This is a genomic window from Ehrlichia muris AS145, assembly GCF_000508225.1.
In the GTDB taxonomy this organism is placed as follows: Bacteria; Pseudomonadota; Alphaproteobacteria; order Rickettsiales; family Anaplasmataceae; genus Ehrlichia; species Ehrlichia muris.
Genome location: NC_023063.1, coordinates 979,932 through 1,001,104 on the forward strand (window position 1 = coordinate 979,932; position 21,173 = coordinate 1,001,104).

Annotated in this window: 16 protein-coding genes, 1 tRNA gene and 2 rRNA genes; 9 read left to right on the top strand and 10 right to left on the bottom strand. The window is 32.2% G+C overall.

Annotated features, from left to right (window positions below; all coding sequences use genetic code 11):
* Window positions 1–174: 174 nt before the first annotated feature.
* Window positions 175–1,146 (bottom strand): ACP S-malonyltransferase, encoded by a 972-nt coding sequence (locus tag MR76_RS03760; protein WP_024072372.1) that lies wholly within the window; start codon window positions 1,144–1,146, stop codon window positions 175–177.
* 166 nt (window positions 1,147–1,312) lie between these two features.
* Here MR76_RS03760 and rpmE point away from each other — a divergent pair, with 166 nt between their 5' ends.
* From rpmE to guaB, 3 genes are all read left to right on the top strand, one after another.
* Complete coding sequence (gene rpmE, locus MR76_RS03765) at window positions 1,313–1,540, top strand: 50S ribosomal protein L31 (protein ID WP_024072373.1); 228 nt, start codon at window positions 1,313–1,315, stop codon at window positions 1,538–1,540.
* Window positions 1,541–1,584: 44 nt separating this feature from the next.
* Window positions 1,585–2,376, top strand: a complete 792-nt coding sequence (locus MR76_RS03770) for an NAD kinase (protein ID WP_024072374.1) — start codon at window positions 1,585–1,587, stop codon at window positions 2,374–2,376.
* A gap of 80 nt (window positions 2,377–2,456) precedes the next feature.
* Entirely contained in the window at window positions 2,457–3,917 is a 1,461-nt protein-coding gene (gene guaB / locus MR76_RS03775) for an IMP dehydrogenase (protein ID WP_024072375.1), read from the top strand.
* Window positions 3,918–4,432: 515 nt separating this feature from the next.
* Here the strand turns inward: guaB and rrf are convergent.
* Together rrf and MR76_RS03785 are read right to left on the bottom strand one after the other, a co-directional pair.
* A 5S ribosomal RNA gene (gene rrf, locus MR76_RS03780) occupies window positions 4,433–4,548 on the bottom strand.
* 71 nt (window positions 4,549–4,619) lie between these two features.
* Window positions 4,620–7,413 (bottom strand): 23S ribosomal RNA (locus MR76_RS03785).
* Window positions 7,414–7,730: 317 nt separating this feature from the next.
* Between MR76_RS03785 and MR76_RS03790 the strand changes: the two genes are divergently transcribed.
* The 4 genes from MR76_RS03790 to trxA all read left to right on the top strand — a co-directional run bounded on the left by MR76_RS03790 (window position 7,731) and on the right by trxA (window position 11,517).
* A complete protein-coding gene (locus MR76_RS03790) occupies window positions 7,731–8,537 on the top strand; it encodes an alpha/beta fold hydrolase (RefSeq protein ID WP_231568508.1) in 807 nt (268 codons plus the stop codon).
* A 218-nt stretch (window positions 8,538–8,755) separates the two neighbouring features.
* Window positions 8,756–9,739 carry a pyruvate dehydrogenase (acetyl-transferring) E1 component subunit alpha gene (gene pdhA, locus MR76_RS03795; RefSeq protein WP_024072377.1) on the top strand — a complete coding sequence of 328 codons (984 nt, stop codon included), beginning with the start codon at window positions 8,756–8,758 and terminating at the stop codon, window positions 9,737–9,739.
* A gap of 342 nt (window positions 9,740–10,081) precedes the next feature.
* Complete coding sequence (locus MR76_RS03800) at window positions 10,082–10,861, top strand: TrbG/VirB9 family P-type conjugative transfer protein (RefSeq protein WP_024072378.1); 780 nt, start codon at window positions 10,082–10,084, stop codon at window positions 10,859–10,861.
* Between the two features lie 332 nt (window positions 10,862–11,193).
* Window positions 11,194–11,517, top strand: a complete 324-nt coding sequence (gene trxA, locus MR76_RS03805; protein WP_024072379.1) for a thioredoxin — start codon at window positions 11,194–11,196, stop codon at window positions 11,515–11,517.
* A 943-nt stretch (window positions 11,518–12,460) separates the two neighbouring features.
* On the opposite strand, the gene mtaB is transcribed toward trxA, so the two are convergent.
* From mtaB to xseB, 3 genes are all read right to left on the bottom strand, one after another.
* Entirely contained in the window at window positions 12,461–13,696 is a 1,236-nt protein-coding gene (gene mtaB / locus MR76_RS03810) for a tRNA (N(6)-L-threonylcarbamoyladenosine(37)-C(2))-methylthiotransferase MtaB (protein WP_024072380.1), read from the bottom strand.
* Between the two features lie 617 nt (window positions 13,697–14,313).
* Window positions 14,314–14,457 carry a hypothetical protein gene (locus MR76_RS04895; RefSeq protein ID WP_024072381.1) on the bottom strand — a complete coding sequence of 48 codons (144 nt, stop codon included), beginning with the start codon at window positions 14,455–14,457 and terminating at the stop codon, window positions 14,314–14,316.
* Between the two features lie 210 nt (window positions 14,458–14,667).
* On the bottom strand, window positions 14,668–14,856 hold the full coding sequence (gene xseB, locus MR76_RS03815) for an exodeoxyribonuclease VII small subunit (RefSeq protein WP_024072382.1): 189 nt from the start codon (window positions 14,854–14,856) through the stop codon (window positions 14,668–14,670).
* A 66-nt stretch (window positions 14,857–14,922) separates the two neighbouring features.
* Between xseB and MR76_RS03820 the strand changes: the two genes are divergently transcribed.
* Entirely contained in the window at window positions 14,923–15,216 is a 294-nt protein-coding gene (locus MR76_RS03820; RefSeq protein WP_024072383.1) for an ETC complex I subunit, read from the top strand.
* Window positions 15,217–15,720: 504 nt separating this feature from the next.
* Entirely contained in the window at window positions 15,721–16,638 is a 918-nt protein-coding gene (locus MR76_RS03825; RefSeq protein ID WP_024072384.1) for an AEC family transporter, read from the top strand.
* Window positions 16,639–16,737: 99 nt separating this feature from the next.
* On the opposite strand, the gene rsmD is transcribed toward MR76_RS03825, so the two are convergent.
* The 4 genes from rsmD to gltX all read right to left on the bottom strand — a co-directional run bounded on the left by rsmD (window position 16,738) and on the right by gltX (window position 21,101).
* Window positions 16,738–17,289, bottom strand: coding sequence for a 16S rRNA (guanine(966)-N(2))-methyltransferase RsmD (gene rsmD, locus MR76_RS03830; protein ID WP_024072385.1), 552 nt, complete (start codon window positions 17,287–17,289; stop codon window positions 16,738–16,740).
* Between the two features lie 5 nt (window positions 17,290–17,294).
* Window positions 17,295–18,473 (bottom strand): SurA N-terminal domain-containing protein, encoded by a 1,179-nt coding sequence (locus MR76_RS03835; RefSeq protein WP_024072386.1) that lies wholly within the window; start codon window positions 18,471–18,473, stop codon window positions 17,295–17,297.
* Window positions 18,474–18,989: 516 nt separating this feature from the next.
* Window positions 18,990–19,062, bottom strand: a tRNA-His gene (locus MR76_RS03840).
* Between the two features lie 701 nt (window positions 19,063–19,763).
* On the bottom strand, window positions 19,764–21,101 hold the full coding sequence (gene gltX, locus MR76_RS03845) for a glutamate--tRNA ligase (RefSeq protein ID WP_200861987.1): 1,338 nt from the start codon (window positions 21,099–21,101) through the stop codon (window positions 19,764–19,766).
* Between the last annotated feature and the right edge of the window lie 72 nt (window positions 21,102–21,173).

The following is a 21,173-nucleotide window of genomic DNA, read 5'->3' on the forward strand; positions in this document are numbered from 1 at the left end:
ATTATGATAAAGCAAGTAAATAAACTCGCTTTGCATAAGATTTATGCTGATTATTATCAATAACTAGACAACTTCACTAACATAAAAACTTTCTAGCTAGAATCATTAGCATAGAAAATACAATTAAAAACTATAGAGGAAAATCACAAAAATAGTCACCAGCATATAATACACTTACGCATCAATAAGACCTGTATTTACCGTAAAATATTGCATTACAGAATCTATGCAACTTGCCGTGTTAACACTGACTGCAGAAACATCTGAGCTAATTCTCTTCACCAAACCTGACAACGTAGTACCAGCACCTACTTCAATAAAGTGAGTACCCCCTTGTTTAATAATGTACAAAATACTCTCACGCCAACAAACTCTACTTACTAGTTGTTTAGCTATTAAACTCCTAATTGTGAGACAATCAGTATATTCTCTTGCAGATACATTAGATACAACCTTGACCAATGGCATTTTTATATCTCTAATACTCTCAACAAACTCCTGTAGCTTCTCACACGCAGAATTCATCAATGATGAATGGAACGGCCCACTAACCTGTAACTTTACAACTTTTTTTATACCAGTATCTTTAATTAGATCTGGCAATTTTTCAAGAGCTGCTTTAACACCACTAACAACAACTTGCCCATCACAATTATCATTAGCAATCTCACAAACCCCATACTCTTGAGCCATTTTCACAACATTTTCTACATCACTTAGGTTACCACCTATTAAAGCAGACATTCCTCCATAACCTAGAGGCACCGCATCATACATAGCCTGACTCCTTACAAGTAAAAGCTGTGTAACTTCATACAAAGTTAATGCTCCAGATGCACATAACGCTATGCACTCACCTACTGAATGTCCTGTCATATACTTCACATTCTCAAATAAATGTATTGGCTTGCCTAAAATATACTCTATAGAACGTAATGTTGCGATCGAAGCAACCATCAATGCTAACTGTGCATTATCTGTTGAAGTTAAATTTTCGATAGGACCTTCAAACATTATTTTAGATAATTTTTTATTCAATATATCATCCACTTCATGAAAAACATATCGAGCAACAGCAAAGTTATCGTATATATTTTTTCCCATAGATACAAACTGAGACCCCTGACCAGGGAACATAAAAATCATCGCACATATCCTCGATTGTCCATCAATATTTATGATATACTGTTACAACAAATTAGTCAAAAGAATTTACAAGATCACTAAAAGACCTTAATATGATTGACAAATGACATATATAAATGCTACAAAAATAAGCTTATATATTGCAAAACTTGAAAAGGTTCACAAAATGAAAAAAGGGATACATCCAGAGACCTATGACATACTAACCGTATTTAGTAATGGAGAAGAAAGAAAGATGAAGTCCACTCTGGGAAAAAAAAATGAATTAGTAAAAATTCACTTAGAAAGTGACTGCTTTAATCATCCAGCATGGAATCCAAACCTAAGAACTGTTAGCAAAAAAAACAGTAAGGCTGCAAAATTTATGAGTAAATTTGGTGACTTAGATTTATAAGTTCCTATGTACTATATTATATAATATTCTTTTTCTAGTTGCACATGAGTAAATATCGGAACATTGGATACGTTTTCACTGATGCTTTTGACAAGAGTGTAGCTATTACATTAGAAAAGCAGTACGGCCTTATAGATATTAAAAAGAATGAAGATGCGGTTGTTGATTTGCTTGTAGTAATAGGTGGTGACGGGCTTATGCTCCATAGTTTACACAATTACATCATTAATAAAGGCAATAATGTACCTGTTTACGGAATAAATTACGGTACAGTTGGGTTTTTACTAAACCAATATTCAGAGCATAATCTTATAGATCGTATCAACCAAGCAGTTCCAACTCAATTAACAGTATTAAACATGGCTGCTACCGATACTAACAAAAAACAGCATAATGCAATTGCTATAAACGAGGTATCTATATTTCGCAGTACTCATCAAGCTACAAACTTACAGATAAAAATTAATAGTAAACTAGTAATGGAAAAGCTAGTATCCGATGGTATTCTAGTTTCAACACCAGCTGGCAGTACAGCTTACAATTTCTCTGCAGGTGGATCCATATTACCCTTAAACGCTAATGTTTTATCATTAACTGCAATAAACTCATTCAGACCTAGACGATGGCGAGGAGCAATACTAACAAACTCTACTATAATAGAAATAGACGTAATTAATCCCGAAATACGCTCTGTAGCAGCAGTTGCTGATTATACAGAATTTCGGAATATTGCAAACATAAAGATAAAGAAAGATAGTGATATTACCATTACATTATTATTTGATAAAGAACGTAATTTGGAAGAACGAATTACTAATGAGCAGTTCTCGGCTTAAGGAGATTATATTTAAGTAATACTATTGCATGAATACTCAAAAGTTCATATACTTTATAAGCAATCTTTTATGGAAAACAAGTGGAACTTTCTTATGCTTTTGATGACATACTAATTACTCCATCAGCATCCGATGTATTGCCTTCAGAAACAGATGTTACAACTTATATTACAAACGAAATAAAATTAAGAATTCCAATTATCTCTGCAGCAATGGATACAGTAACAGAGGCAAAATTAGCTATAGCATTGGCACAACATGGTGGTATTGGTTGCATACATAAAAATTTACCTATCGATACACAGTTACTTGAAGTCAGAAAAGTAAAAAAGTACGAAAGTTGGATAGTATATAATCCTATTACAGTATCCCCTGATGATAGTCTCGCAGTAGCACTCTCGATCATGCAAGAATATAGTTACTCAGGAATACCTGTAGTAACAGATACAGCACATGGAAAACTTTTAGTAGGAATATTAACAAACCGTGACGTAAGATTTGTCGAAAATAAAGACTGTAAAGTATCTGATATAATGACTAAAGATAATTTAATCACAGTTCCAGAAGGCATAGAGCGATCAGACGCAATAAAATTATTGCATCAGTATAGAAAAGAGAGACTTATAGTAGTAGACAATAATTATTGTTGTGTTGGTCTTATTACAGTAAAAGATATAGAGAAATTTAATCAATTTCCAAATTCCTGCAAAGACAGCGGTGCAAGACTACGAGTTGCAGCTGCAGTAGGCACAGGAATAAAAGACGGGATAGAAAGAGCTGAAGCACTAATTGCAGAAGATGCTGACATAATAATTGTAGATACCGCCCATGGGCATTCCGAAAAGGTTCTAACAACAGTTAAAGAAATCAAAGCTTTATTTCCTCATTCTCAAATAATTGGAGGAAATATTGCAACAGCAGAAGGAACCCAAGCACTAATTGAAGCAGGAGTTGATGCTGTTAAAGTAGGTATAGGACCAGGGTCAATTTGTACAACAAGAATTGTAACTGGGGTAGGTGTACCACAATTTTCAGCTATTTTAAATGTTGTAAATGCATGTAAAAACAAAAAAATCAAAGTTATTGCAGATGGAGGCATAAAATATTCTGGAGATATAGCAAAGTCCATAGCAGCAGGAGCAGATGTTGTAATGATAGGTTCCATTTTTGCTGGTACAGATGAAAGCCCAGGAGAAATTATAATATATAATGGACGAGCATACAAATCATATAGAGGCATGGGATCAGTCGGAGCAATGAAGCGTGGATCTGCTAGTCGCTATTTCCAGGAAAATAATAATAATAAATTTATTCCAGAAGGAATTGAAGGAAGAGTGCCTCTCAAAGGACCAGTTGCAGGAGTGATACAGCAATTAGTAGGTGGATTAAAGTCTGCAATGGGATACACAGGCAATAGAAATATCAGTGAGATGAAAAAAAATTGCAAGTTTACTAGTATCACATCAGCAGGATTACGTGAAAGCCATGTTCATGATGTAATAATTACTAGAGAAGCATCAAATTATGATCCTATTTCTTAAGTAATAATGCCATTGACTTCAAAAAGAAAATCATTTCTATTGTGTTCTGAATTATAAAAAACAGGGCCTAATATTGTCTAAATAAAAGCTTATAAAAGACATATTTTCCTATCATACAGATAAAGTTCTAACTGCAATTGAATGAAAAAAACCTTCAAGAAAGTTCTTAATAGGGACTTTTAGTAATAACACTATTTATAAACAAGATTGATAACTCATAGTATTAACGTATTTCCATATTTAATACAAGATACTATTAACCAAAGAAGAGTAACACCTATGAAAAAACCTTCAAGAAAGTTCTTAATAGGGACTTTTAGTAATAACACTATTTATAAACAAGATTGATAACTCATAGTATTAACGTATTTCCATATTTAATACAAGATACTATTAACCAAAGAAGAGTAACACCTATAGAAAAATAAAGCGTATAACTTTGCAGCAAAAAGCTAAAAAAACGTACGCAAGACTTTTTAAAAATGAATGACATTTAAAGACTTATAGCTTAACAAGGGTGGCAGTGACTTACTCTCCCGTGTCTTAAGACAAAGTACCATCAGCGCTAGAAGGCTTAACTTCCAGGTTCGAAATGTAAGCTGGGTGTACCACTTCCGCTATTACCACCAACCCAATTAAACTATAAGTCCCAAATAAGCAAAAAGATGAGCTTGCAGTTTTAACACTACATATATTTACAAAATAAGTAAATCAATCGGGCTATTAGTACTGGTTAGCTACATATGTTACCATACTTACACACCCAGCCTATCAACGTGATAGTCTCTCACGGCCCTAATGGGGAAATCTAATCTTAAGGAAGGTTTCTTACTTAGATGCTTTCAGTAATTATCCTATCCATACTTAGCTACCCAGCGATGCTGTTGGCACAACAACTGGTACACCAGAGGTATGTCCAACTCGGTCCTCTCGTACTAGAGTCAGATCCTCTCAAATTTCCAAACGCCCACGGAAGATAGAAACCGAACTGTCTCACGACGTTCTAAACCCAACTCACGTATCACTTTAATCGGCGAACAGCCGAACCCTTGGGACCTACTTCAGCCCCAGGATGTGATGAGTCGACATCGAGGTGCCAAACGGTGTCGTCGATATGAACTCTTAGACACCATAAGCCTGTTATCCCCGGCGTACCTTTTATCCGTTGAGCGATGACCCTTCCATACGGAATCACCGGATCACTATGACCGACTTTCGTCTCTGTTCGGTCTGTCGACCTCACAGTCAGGCAAGCTTATGCCATTGTACTATAAAAGCTGATTTCTGACCAGCTCTAGCTTACCATCGCACGCCTCCGTTACTCTTTAGGAGGCGACCGCCCCAGTCAAACTACCCACCATACAATGTCCTAACCCCAGACTTTATGGGGCATAGTTAGATATCAAAAATGTAAAGAGTGGTATCTCAAGGTCAACTCCACTAAAGCTGGCGCCTTAGCTTCAAAGTTTCCCACTTATCCTGCACATTAAATTCCTAATATCAATGTAAAGCTATAGTAAAGGTGCACGGGGTCTCTTCGTCTACCCGCGGGTACCCCGCATCAGCACGGGGAATTCAATTTCGCTGAGTCGATGTTGGAGACAGTGGGGAAATCGTTACGCCATTCGTGCGGGTCGGAACTTACCCGACAAGGAATTTCGCTACCTTAGGACCGTCAGTTTTACGGCCGCCGTTTACTGGGGCTTCGAATTGGAGCTTGCACCCCTCATGTTAACCTTCCAGCACCGGGCAGGCGTCAGACCCTATACTTCCACTTACGTGTTTGCAGAGTCCTGTGTTTTTAGTAAACAGTCGCTACCCCCTATTCTGTGCCACCTACATATGGTTGCCCACACATAGGCCACCCTTCTCCCTAAGTTACAGGTGTAATTTGCCGAGTTCCTTCAACATCGTTCTCTCAATCGCCTTAGTATACTCTACTTACCTACCAGTGTCGGTTTACGGTACGGACTTATAAATTTAAGCGCTATTTCCTGGGATCTCTTTAAAGCATAAGCCAATCCAATAAGGCTTATACTAACACAAAATCCGTCACGCTTAAAAGGTTCAGGAATATTAACCTGATTTCCATCGACTACTCCTTTACGGCCTCGCCTTAGGATCCGACTAACCCTGCGCAGATTGACTTAACACAGGAAACCTTAGGTTTTCGGCGAGAGTGGCTTTCACACTCTTTTACGCTACTCATGTCAGCATTCTCACTTTTGATACCTCCAGCAATCCTCACGGATCACCTTCACAGGCTTACAAAACGCTCCGCTACCAGACCTAATTTACATTAGGAATTCGCGTCTTCGGTATATGGCTTGAGCCCCGTTACATCTTCGGCGCAAGAAAACTTATTTAGACAAGTGAGCTGTTACGCTTTCTTTAAAGGATGGCTGCTTCTAAGCCAACCTACTAGCTGTATTGGTTTTCTCACTTCCTTCCACACTTAGCCATAATTTCGGGACCTTAGACGGCGATCTGGGCTGTTTCCCTTTCCACCACGGACTTAGCACCCATAGTGTGTCTGCTGTATAACTACTTATTGGTATTCGGAGTTTGATTGGATTTGGTAAGAGGATGAGTCTCCCTAGTCCATTCAGTGCTCTACCCCCAAAAGTATATAGTACAACGCTCTACCTCAATAGATTTCGCGGAGAACCAGCTATTTCCAAGTTTGATTGGCCTTTCACCCCTAACCACAACTCATCCAATACTATTGCAACAGTAACAGGTTCGGTCCTCCAATGTATTTTACTACACCTTCAACCTGGCCATGGTTAGATCACTTGGTTTCGGGTCTAATCCATTAAACTAAACGCCCTATTCAGACTCGCTTTCGCTGTGCCTACACCTAACGGCTTAAGCTCGCTTAATAGATTAACTCGCTGACCCATTATGCAAAAGGTACGCTGTCACCCTAATAAATACATATTGAAATTACTCTCAAGATGTAAATATAAGGCTCCAACTGGTTGTAAGCATTCGATTTCAGGGTCTATTTCACTCCCCTCCCGGGGTTCTTTTCACCTTTCCCTCACGGTACTTGTTCACTATCGGTCGTTAAGGAGTACTTAGGCTTGGAGGATGGTCCCCCCATCTTCAAACAGGATTTCACGTGTCCCGCCCTACTCAAGGATTTATAACCTTTTTACTTATACTGGGCTATCACCATCTATGGCTACTCTTTCCAAAGTATTCTAATTTTTAACTATAAACCACTGGCCTAGTCCGCGTTCGCTCGTCACTACTAACGGAGTCTCTTTTGATTTCCTTTCCTCTAGCTACTGAGATATTTCAGTTCACCAGGTTTGCCTTGCATACCTATGTATTCAATATGCAATAATCAATAAATTGATTGGGTTTCCCCATTCAGAAATCTGCGGATCAAAATTCGTTTGACAATTCCCCGCAGCTTATCGCAGCCTACCACGTCTTTCATCGCCTCTTAACGCCAAGGCATCCATCAAATGCTCTTTATCATTTACTCATTTGCTATATATGCAGTACTAAAACTGCATTTATTATATTATACTCTTAGCTAATTGAATTGATTGATGATTAATAATCACCAATCTTACCATTTAATTAATTCTTTTTGCTTACTTGTCAAACAACAAAGGTACATTACGCACCTCGTGAGATATAATTTTTAACGATATATGAATGCTATGTCAATACTTATTTTTTTTTATTTTAATCTTATTTTAAAAATGAATAATAAATATTATATCTCAATATAAATCTATATACTATATCATGCTACCCTACACATTAAACATAACTAATCTCCAAGAAAAATTTACAATGTATTATCACTATCTCAATAGTGTCAGTAATAATTATCTAATCTGTGTTCATGGTATAACAAGAAATTCTCGAGATTTTGATTACTTAGTGAATAATTTATCATCTGATTATAAAATAATATGTCCAGATATTGTAGGAAGAGGAAAAAGTTCATGGTTAGAAGATCATAAATTGTATAATTATTCAACTTACTGTAAGAGCATAATATACTTACTGAGACATTTGAAAATTGATAAAGTAGATTTTCTAGGCACTTCAATGGGTGGGATAATAGGCATGTATTTAGCTGCATACTTTCCTGGTTTAATTAATAAGCTCATCATTAATGATATCGGTCCAGCTATTACAGTATCAGCTTTAAAGAAAATTTCTAAACATATAAATATTAACCCCATATTTAACACAATTACTGAAGCAGAAATATATATAAAAAAGCTATTATACAATTTTGGAATAACGCAAGAAGACCACTGGCAACATATTATTAAGCATAGTATTATACAAAACTCAAACAACACTTACTCACTGGCAGCAGATCCTAAAATAGGTATAGCTTTTGATGAAGAAATTAACAATATAAAAGACACTGATACATGGAGCATATGGGATGTATGGAAAAAAATACAAAGCAGAATATTAGTAATACGTGGAGGCTTATCAAATATTTTAATGCAAACTACACTAAATAAAATGATGCTTTCAAAACAATATATTGATTCTATAGAATATCCTAACATAGGTCATGCCCCAGCACTCATGGATAATTATCAGATACAAGATATAAAAAATTGGTTGTTAAGCTAACTTATAAATAACAACTAATTATTAATCACTAAACAAATCAATGATTAATACCTACCATTAACTATTGTGACTTATGATATTGATGAGTATAAATGTTTAATACATAATTAGTTGTTGCGATATACCAATAAATAAGTTAGCAATATTTTGATATAAAACAACTAATGTTACTGATTAAATATATCACGTACCAAGCTCATTATATTTTTAGGTAATACATGACAGAAAAACATTCACATAACTTAACAAATAAACAGCTAGTAAATTGTTACTATAGCATGCTACTAATGCGTAGGTTTGAAGAGAAATCTGGACAACTTTACGGGATGGGTTTGATAGGAGGTTTTTGTCATTTATACATAGGACAAGAAGCTATAGCAGTAGGAATACAAAATGCCATTATAGAAGGAGATGCTATTATCACTAGCTACCGAGATCATGGGTTTATGCTCTCAGTAGGAACAGATCCAAAGTATGTAATGGCAGAATTAATGGGTAAAAGCACAGGCTGTTCCAAAGGTAAAGGTGGATCAATGCATATGTTTAACATAGATAAGCACTTTTTTGGGGGCCACGGTATTGTTGGAGCACAAGTACCTATAGGAACAGGTATTGCTCTTGCCAACAAATATAAAAAAAATAACAACGTTGTATTCGTATGCTTTGGAGATGGAGCAGTTAACCAAGGTCAAGTATATGAATCTTTCAATTTTGCTGCATTGTCGAAATTACCAGTAGTATATGTTATTGAGAATAATGAATATGCAATGGGTACATCTGTGTCTAGATCATCTTACATAACAGATCTATACAAGAAAGGAGAAAGTTTCGGCATCTCAGGATATCAAGTAGATGGCATGGATTTATTTTCCGTAACACAAGCTGCAACAGATGCAGCAAATTATTGTAGGTCAAATAATGGGCCAATACTATTGGAAATGAAAACTTACCGCTATAGGGGACACTCTATGTCAGATCCAGCAAAATATCGATCAAAACAAGAAGTAGAAGAAATAAAAGAAAATAAAGACCCTATTACCAATCTAAAAAACTATCTAGTGTCTAATAATATCATATCTGATGATGACTGTGATAAATATGATAAAGAAATACGTAACATAGTAAAAGAGTCTGTAGATTTTTCACAAAATAGCAATGAACCTGATGCTGATATGTTGTATACTGACATCTACAAAGATTGATGTACAAGTGTATTAGCAACTCCTTTGAACTAGTTTTTACATATTGGAACACTGTAACCGAAATAAATAGTTTGTAAATTTACAAGCACTTAAAATATATGCTAATTTATATAGGATAGGCTCTAACTCATCATGAATCACTCATAGTAAATGGATTTGATTATAATGGAATCTACTATATGTTAAGACTTACATAATAAAATACAAATAATTTTTTACAAAAGTTTAACAAACTTTTAACATAAGTATTTTATGATCTTCCATACTAAATTTGCATAGATTTGTTGCAAATTCCAATATTAATGTTAGAATGAAGCGTTGTACATTTACTACAAAATATAGATGAAAAATGTAGCAGTAGTTTTCGTCCTGATTTTATTTAGCAGTATAGTCTGTTTTGCTAAACAAGAAGTACGTTCCATAGCACAAGATGATCATATCAAAGCTATTACTTATAATCCACATGCTATACATAAATACGTAGGTTTTTATGGTTACCAGTCTAGTATACTGTTTGAAGAAGGAGAGGTAATAGATACAATATCGATGGGTGACTCAACTGGATGGCAGTTACTACCCAAAAATAATAGATTATTTATTAAACCTGTATCTGACAAAGCAGATACAAATGCAACTATAATTACAAATAAACGTGTATACTATTTTGAATTTTTTGCAGAGGAAGCTACAGGACTTGATGATCCAAGGTTGGCTTATGAAGTAAGGTTTATGTACTCTTCTACTGAAAATTTTGCTACAGAAAGTGGCTCTGACATGGTATTTCCAGTTAGTCAACCTGCTATACCAGACTTAACTGATCGTGACGTTGCAAAAAAAGGATTAAATTTTGACTATTTAGTATCACATAACAGAGGAAGCCAGCGAATTGTACCACTCAAAATTTTTGATGACAACCAATTCACTTACATGCAATTCTTACACATCAATGCGGATTTACCATCAATATTTAACGTAGACTCTGAAGGATATGAATCATTAGTCAACTTTAGAATATCTGGAGATTATGTCATTATTGAACGAGTTAGCAGTGCTTTCACCTTACGTTATGGGTCAGAGACAGTATGTGTGTTTAACAATAAGTACAAAAGAACAAGAAAATAATAATATAGCTTTTTATTGTAAAAAGAGTTTTATATATTTAGCGTATGACAATTTTGTTTTTTAGTCATGCAAAATATTTATTAATTATAAGCCATCAAAAAACTAACTTATGGCTGTGATAAGTGTGTATACTCAATGTAAGTGTTCACTACAATAGAAACATTTATAATATTTTATTACTAAATCATTAATACATGGGTATTATAGTTTACATCACTAGTAGTAACTCAAAATATATCTATCAAACAATACTTTTATTATATTTTTTATGCTTGCGATAATTTATAACTGTTTTACAATGTACAAGTAGCTTTATAAAAATGGTATAAACAATGGTTGAGCAAATTGGAGATAGTGAGTTTGAAAACAAGGTTATATCTTCCAATGAGGATATATTAATTTTAGTAGATTTCTGGGCTCCGTGGTGTGGACCTTGTAAAACTTTAGAGCCCCAACTTGAAAAATTAGCACAACAATACGCCGGTAAAGTAAAGATATATAAGTTAAATATTGAAGATAATCAGGATGTTGCTATTCGATATGGAGTCAGTGCAGTACCAACCATCCTAATGTTTAAAAATGGAAAAAAATTATCACAAGTTATCGGAGCTGATGTTTCAAAGATAATAAATGAATTAAATAACCACATAAACTAGAATTTCGTACAGATAACTGTACATTATATTAAAGATATATTTGTATATTTTACTAGAGCTTTTTAGTTTAATGTTTTTAGCAAAATACCAACAAAAATCTTTGATTAACTACTGTTTTCTGGTGTGCTTTTCTTGCTATCTATTCCTTCTGCAGTTATATGCTTTATTAATTCATATAGTGTATTACTATCAATAAATATACCATTAATAAACTACATTCACCTACTAAAGGTTTTTTAGTGTCAGCACCTTTTTCTATACACAGTTAGATTGTTCTTTTTAAAATTAGCGCACACGTATTTTACTTGGTGTTTACCATATTATTCTTCTTATATCATATCCTTTCTTTATTATATGCTTTACTGATTTTATAACACAAAATTATTAGCAAATGATGTCCTATAAATCAATATTCCATAATAACGACTCTTTGTAGTGTAAATCATTTTCCAAAAAAACATAATAGAGATTGATTTTGCTAAGCTAGTTATTATTTAATCTGACACTTAGTACTAGTATTTCTCATACTTCCATTAATGATACATTTTTCTAGATCATAAAGTACATAAATCATAATAAAAATATATATTGTCAACAGATTCAAATATCACCTGGTAAAGATTTCAAATATTCTGTTCAAAGCTCAGCATTAATAAATGCTATGATTTTTCAAGTAAATACAGACATATATTACAACTTCCTAAGCTCAGAATAATATTAGATGAAACATAAACCAAAATATCACACTACCCATACAGATAAATTTTTAATATTTCCTTATTCTGACAATATAATAATAACTTCAAACGTTATAAGTGCTAGCTAAGCTTTCACTCTACTATAAATTTTTACTAGAGCACCATAAATTATAAAAATATAAAAAAAGTTTTTGAACATTACATACTAGACACTTTAATATCAATTCTAAAGTTGGAGAATATTCCTATAACACTTGACCTACTAAATAATTTCCCTCTATCCTTTCTATTTCCACTTCAACAATACTCTGTAATTGCACTTTATTATTGGAAAATTTTACTAAAGCAAAATTTTCTGCCCTACCAGTATCTGATTTTTCAACCACAACCCTTTGCTTTGTATGTAAAAGAGTTTTATAAAAACTATTTAACCTTTTTTCAGCAAATTCTAATAAGTACTTTACACGTCTTTTTTTCACTTCTTGTATAACCTGTGGCATCCTAGCAGCTGATGTACCCTCTCTTCTTGAATATGGAAAAATATGTAAATAAGAAATATTTGCTTCCTCTATCAACTTAACAGTATCATCAAACATTTTTTCAGTTTCTGTAGGAAAACCAACTATAATATCAGCCCCAAACGCTACCTCTTTTCTTTTACTACTTATCCTATTACAAAATTCTATTACCTGTTCTCTATTATGTCTACGCTTCATCCTTTTTAAGATTAAATTATTCCCTGATTGTAAGCTTAGATGCAAGTGTGGCATAAATCTAGGTTCATTCACAATAACATCAAGCAGATCATTCTCTATTTCTGCTACATCTATAGATGATAATCTTAATCTATGCAATTGAGGGACTGCTCTCAATACTCTTTTTATCATTGTTCCAAGCACACGTTGACCATAAATATCCAATCCAAAATCGCTGATATCTACTCCAGTAAAAACAACTTCATTATATCCATTATCAACACAATCTCTAACTCTACCTATAATATCTTCTATGTGTAGAGAACGGTTATTTCCCCTTGCCTTTGTAATAACACAAAAAGTACACTCGTGATTACATCCATTCTGAATTTCAATCAATGCTCTAGATTTACCAGAAAATTCTTTAATTGAATCATGTGCAACTTCTCTTGAATTTTCTATCTTACTTACAATAACTTTATCTTCAGCAAGATAATTTTCATATTTAAGTTTATCCTGATTACCTAGTACCTTAATTACCCCTGGCATATTAATATACAATTCAGGATTTAATTGAGCAGCACACCCTACTACAATAATCTTAACATTAGCATTATTATTATAAAGTTTACGTATCTTAGATCTTACTTGACGCTCAGCTTCATTAGTTACAGCACAACTATGCACAACAACAACATCATCCAACTGAGCTTTTTTTAAGTTATTTCTTATAACTTCACTTTCATAAAAATTTAATCTACATCCAAAGGTAATTACGTCACTCATCACGAATCTCTAATTCATATCAATCAGCATACCATACAACAACTACGATCTTTTTTAATAAAACACCAAGACAATAAAATATGCTTTAAGTGCTATCCTTTTCCAATTATCCTTAACGTAAATTATTACTCACATTATAGAAACATCACTGAAAAAAGCATCAATACTATAAATTTTGTATCAAGCAATAATTAAACGTTAAAAGTTAGCAGCTTTTTTACAAATGTCATTACTTATGATAGCAGGAAGTCTAATCAAAGTAAAATCTATCATCAAATCCTCTATTTTACGCAATAGAATTACATAAACAACTCTTTCATCAATCAAACCGATCTAATATAGCTATATATAAACGATAAAATTTTTTCATACAAAATACACTTTAATAGCCCTAATATAAATTTTCTATAATTAAAGTTTCTATCAATTTTGAACCATACCAAAAATTATATTCATCATCTAAACACTATGATCACGATAATCATTCAATATTATGAAGAAACTTTTTTTATTAAATAATTACACTTTAGTCAGCGCATACAAAAACAGCAAGCTTAGATTATAAGTATTATTATCAACAAGAGTCACAAATGTATAACTTATTACATAATTTCATTCTATATCTTCAATATAGAAACACCATTTTCACTGACTGATATCATTATAAATTTTATATCAAGCAATGATTTCATACCAAGACTCATTCTTCTATCAAGAGCAGAAGGATTCTCAACACTTCCAACCAGATCTAACCTTTTCATTTTCTCAATATATTGCTAATACAAATTTTCTATGATCAAGTGTTTATTAATTTTTGAACTGCCCCAAAAAATTATACTAACTCACTAAACACTATAATAATTATCAATATTATTAAAGAAATTTTTCATTTGAATAACAACACTCTAACTAACATGACAATAGAAACTTATGTTACACTCACACCAAAATAATTCATGAGCATATAAGTCCTATTCCTTGATTTCTATTTTTAGCTCTATATCTTCAATAACTTTATTACAATATTCATATAGCTCCTTTCCAAGACTATAGAGCTCAACACTTCTACCCAAGGTAACTTGATTGGATTCCAATTCCTTTACTATAAGTTCTAACTGCTCCAAAGCGCTTTCAAAAGTATACTCATCATTAATAGACATAAGCTATTATTCATTGTATATATTTAACATAGTAATAGTTTTTTTATACAGAAACAAGTATTAAATATGCGTGCAAGAATATATAAGCCAGCAAAAAGCGCAATGCAATCTGGATATAACAAGTCAAAAACTTGGAAGCTTGAATTTGAACCTTCATGTACTCAATACGTTGAACACTTAATGAAATGGACTGGGTCACATGATACTAGACAACAGATTCATTTATCATTCAAAACCAAAGAATTAGCGATTGCATACGCAATCACACATAAAATTGATTATATTCTTTTACAAGACAACTCACGTACCATAACCCCAAAATCTTATGCTGACAACTTTATAAAACTTAGAGGTACATGAAAATAAATCAGTTTTTATCCTATATACCTATAGGTACTCAAATTATAAAATATACAAATACATAAATCAAAGCCGGCAACCATATAATAAACTAAAATCTTTAATCAGGAATACAGTAATCAGTTCATAACACTAAACAATTATTACCTAAGTAACACAGTCACACATGACTCATTGTATATCGTATTAGATACAAAACTATTTTGAGAGAAACATACAAATAGATAAAGATACTAAAACAATCAATTTTCCACAATAAAATTACCACACATATATGTTCCTACAGTTCTTAGATAACTCACAATTATATAATTGAAAATATTCTGCAGAATTTTGTTGTTACTACATATTACTCTTCCATAGCATCATGCTACTTAAAAATACACAAGCTTTCTTAACAATTAAAATCTTACTTATAAATACATTTTTCACGATTCTATAGTTGTAAAGTAATTCACACTTATGCTACAGTATTTCAAGCATCAGTAGCACGTAAAAAAAATTATGTTTTCTATATTACTATTTAAAATCTTGCCATTATATATAACAATATTCTTAGGCTTTATCGCTGGTAAATCTCTAAAAATAGATAGTCCTAGTATAGCCAGATTACTTTTTTATATAATGGGCCCAACTGTTATATTCTCTGGAATTTCACAGACACACATCAATTCAGAAATCTTATCTCTTCCTTTTTTAACATGGCTTGTATGCTGTATAATGTCAGCTGTAGTATATTATACTTCTTCTTTTATATTCAGAGATAGTACAAAAAATATATTAGCATTTAGCTCAGGCAGTTCAAGTATGGGTTTTTTCGGACTCCCAGTAGCATTAGCAATGTTTGATAATCATACAGTATCCATATATCTTTTCTGTTATGTAGGAATGCTAATGTTTGAAAATAGTTTTGGTTTTTATATCGCCACTCAGGGAATATATACTCCTAAGAAATGCATAATGAAACTCATAACATTACCTGCAGCACATGCTGCCATAGCAGCATTAGTTGTCAACTACTTCCAATTACCCATTCCATTATTTATACATGATGTTGCAAGTAATATCAGAGGTGCTTACGTCTCATTAGGGATGATGTTATTAGGAATAGCAGTTGCAAATATTAAAACCTTTACCATTGATTGGAAATTCATTTCTATTACTCTGATAATAAAGTATATACTTTGGCCAGTATTAGTACTTGGATGCATCATATTAGATAAATTAACCATACAATTGTATAATAATGATATATATAGAGCACTAATATTACTTGCAATAATACCAATGTCATGTACAGGGCTAATATTAGCTACAATGCTAAATAATAATTCTGATAAAACAGCAATTATGTTATTGATCAATACGATCATAGGATTACTTTATGTACCAATAATGATATCAATATTACTATACGAATAGAAAAATCTATATTTATTTAAAATTATATGAAGTTACAGTACATGCAGTTCTTTGTGTTCGATTAGTTCTTAAATAACTCCGCGCTTATGCCAAGCATTTTTAAGGCTCACGTTGTAATATTACCACTTTAGAAATACCATAAACACGTTCAACCATGACTCTATACCCTACAGGACATACAAAAGCTACTTTCTTTCTAATTCTAACTACAATCACACTATTACTTTTAGTCCAATTTAATTTTATCAACATATTAAGAGTAATATCAGCTAAAGTAGGATTGGTATATGGAGGATCAACAAAAATAATATCATATTGATCAGCGGCAACAGGCAATCTTGTGATATCACAACACATGAGTGTTATATTATCTACTACCCCTAAATATTCAGATGTTCGTTTCACTAAACTCAAGTTATAGCGATTTATATCAACTAACAAAGCACTCTCTGCACCCCTAGATAATGCCTCAAATGATAACGATCCACTACCACAAAATAAATCAAGAACTTTACACCCTTGAATACTCATGCGAGATAATATTATATTAAAAATAGATTCCCTAATTATAGACATAGCAGGACGTGCACTAAGTAATTTATCAGAAAATATTCTCCTGCCACGATATTTTCCTGATGTTATACGTAACATAGTAATTAATTATATTTTTCTATTAAAGCATTACTTTTTAAGTTGGATAACAAATATTCACTTTGCATAGATAACTTCTCCATATATAGCCTCTGCTTGATGAAATCAGTATTACCTATATCACCATCAGCTTTACCTTTTGTAATATTACACAACATAATAATATCAATTACTTGATCATCATCAACTTCAACTATTTTACCAACATCACAAGATTGCAAAACATTCTGCATTTTTACAGACAAATCTTTCACTTTTACAACAAAATCTAATGGTTCTGGTAATTTAAGTTCCTTCACAACATAACTGAAATTCTCACATGTAGCTTTAGTCTTTAATACCCTAATTTGGTCTAAATATCTTTTACCTTGCTCAGCATTTAAATGCACCTGCCTCAAATCAACATTACTATTTGCAAACTCCATGTTTATACTAGACCTATGTAGTAGTTTTACAATCAAACTTCCATACTCGTTCTTTATAGGACCTATTACGTCTCCAATACTCGCTTGAATCAGCTTATTTGCCAAATCTGCATTAATGTTTTTAACATTAATACTAGCTTCTTCAAACAACACATCTTTGTTACTTGCTTTTATAACTTCAGTACTTACTCCATTTTGTAAATCACTAATAATATCACTGATTATATTATCATTCATACTAGCTGGTAGCATTACTTCCTGAATATGTACAGATACATCTACTCCATTAGTTATATGATCTCTATTATCCTGTACTTCCTCATCACTAATAATAATATAAGGTGCTACCTTAAGCATTAATATTTTATTCCAAAGCAGCTTAGATTTCATATGTTGCACAAATAACTTGTAATCCAACCCTTGTGCCTCAATATAAGATTTTAAATCAATATTCCCTAAATTTTTTATCACTAAAAACTGTTTAACAGCTTCTAAAAAATCTCTTTCAGTAACTGTGAGTTTAAGCTTTTTAGCTTCTTGCCTCCATATAGATTCATCAATCAAAGCATCTAAGGCTATTTCTTTTACAGCATTACCCTCAATCTTATAAAAAAATTTGTTTATAGCAACACGCTTCTCTAAATCCAAATTAGAAATTAATTCATCATTTACTACAGCTACTATCTTTACATCGGCAAAAACATTACTACTATATAAAATAACAAACAAGATTAATAACCTTACTGTATGATTAAGCATATGAATTATCATTTAACAAGTTCTCTCATAAACTTTATATAAAAATACAGTAATGTCAAAGACTCTTTGACAGAGTAACACTTTCAAAAAAACTAATAATAATAATTAATTTTAAACCAAACACACTTGCTAAATTACTAAAATAAAAACCACAAGCAAACTTTTAGGAATTGATTAGATACACCATGCTGTAAGAATACTATTGATCCAAGACAATTATACAATAACAACTTCTCTCATAAACTTTATATAAAAATACAGTAATGTCAAAGACTCTTTGACAGAGTAACACTTTCAAAAAAACTAATAATAATAATTAATTTTAAACCAAACACACTTGCTAAATTACTAAAATAAAAACCACAAGCAAACTTTTAGGAATTGATTAGATACACCATGCTGTAAGAATACTATTGATCCAAGACAATTATACAATAACAACATGTATATTTTTTACAAAAAGTACCTTAAAACAATAGCCAAAGTTACAACAAAACACCATTACAAGAACTCATGGGCGAGTGACCAGGATTGAACTGGCGACCTTCAGTGCCACAAACTGACACTCTACCAACTGAGCTACACCCGCCATCTAATAATGTAATATCTTTTATTTTTATCATAATAAATGATCGAATACAACATAGAAATACTTTATTAAGTACATAAATTACACTTTAGTAACCAAAAATAAGATAAAAATCATCCTATTTATACAGTAGTGTTTGCTAATAATATATATATTTAATAGTTCCACAAATCTATAATGAGCTAAAATTACATAATTTCCAAACGAAATAACATTCATACAAACATCACGTAGGAGTATCCTTATCATTTTGATGTTCTATCAATAATAGCTACTGATTCCTATCATATTAAAATATAGGCAAGATATTCATAAACCACATAATTTACAACACTGTAATCATACAAATTAATATTTGATGTATATGTGAAATATATGACTTATCACCCACCAAACAATTATTCTATTCATATATTGCATATGAAAAAATTTTCTTAGAAATTCTATATAAGTATAACAATAGCATTTATTACACTACATAATACTAAAACATACATATGTTGCTCTTCAGCAATTTAAGTATAACAATTTAGTAATTCAAACCTATAGATGATTTTATTCATGCTAGCTACTATACTTATGTTTAATACACAAATCAGACACTTATCACTTTTTAATTCACTAATGACTATCTTATTTATTTTTAATAATAGTGTATAAAAAACCCTTGAACAATCTCGCGATCAGTACAACAATAAAATTTATTGCGTTATAGAATAACTAAGCCTACGTACAATCTCCATTCTACCAATCAAAGGTAATAATCTAGCAAGCTCTGGACCTGTAGATAAGCCAGTCAATGCTAAACGCAAAGGAATAAATAAATTTTTAGCCCTACGATCAGTATGCTGCTTTATATTAGAAATCCATGTGTTCCAAGTATCACCATAAACTTCCCCTTGAGGCAGCATATTTAGTGCTAACATTATAAAATCTTTATCATCTTCTCTAATAACAGGAACCATGTCTTTACTACAAACTTTTACCCATTGCTCAACATCAGAGAACTTCTCTATATTTCCACAAACAAAATGCCAAAAGTCTGAAGAAGTTATATTAAACAGTCGCAACCTATTTTCAACATCGTCAAAAGACATACTATGTAATACTTTAGGGTTTAACTTTAATACATCATCCATATTAAATTTAGTCGGAGCCTGATTAAAAGCAGTAATATCAAAAGAATCTACCAATTCAATCATTCTTGTATGTACACTTACTGGATTAGAAGTCCCTATTTTAGCAAAATAACTATTAATAGCCATGGGTTCCAATTCATAAGATTGCATATCTTTTACACTAGAGCCACCAATTCTTTTAGATATTTTATTATCGTCAGAGTATAGTAAAGATAAATGCGAAAACATAGGGATACTAGCCCCTAAAGCATGTAACATGTGTATTTGAATTGCTGTGTTACTTATATGATCTTCTCCTCGAATTATATTAGTAATATTAAAATCCATATCATCTATTATAGATGGCAACATGTAAGTATATGTTCCATCAGCCCTCCTAATAATTGGATCACTAATATTTTCTGAGTTAAATGAGACTTTCCCACGTATTTCATCATTCCAACTTATTAATCGGTCTTGGTCTATTTTAAATCTAAAATACGGCACCCTTCCAAAATATTTATTCTTCTCTGCTTGAGTTAAATTTAATGCACTCCTATCATAGATAGGTGGTAAACCTGATTTTAACTTCATTTTTCTTTTAAACTCTAGCTCTTCCTTAGTTTCATAACAAGGATATATAAAGCCTTCCTTTAACAGATAATTAAAGACATCTTCATAACGATCAAACCTAGAAGATTGCCTAAAACTAGAATCCCAATCTATATTTAACCATAGCAAATCACTCTCTATTTCTTTTATATATTCGTCTCTTGATCTTTGAACATCAGTATCATCAAACCTCAATAAAAATCTACCATTTTGTTTACGAGCATATAACCAACAGATTAAAGCTGTTCTAACATTCCCAACATGAAGATACCCTGTCGGACTTGGAGCAAAACGTGTAATCATAATCAAGATCTCCTAGTTTTCAATATTACACAATATTAATACCATGCATAAGAATTATGCTTTACTGACTCAATCAAG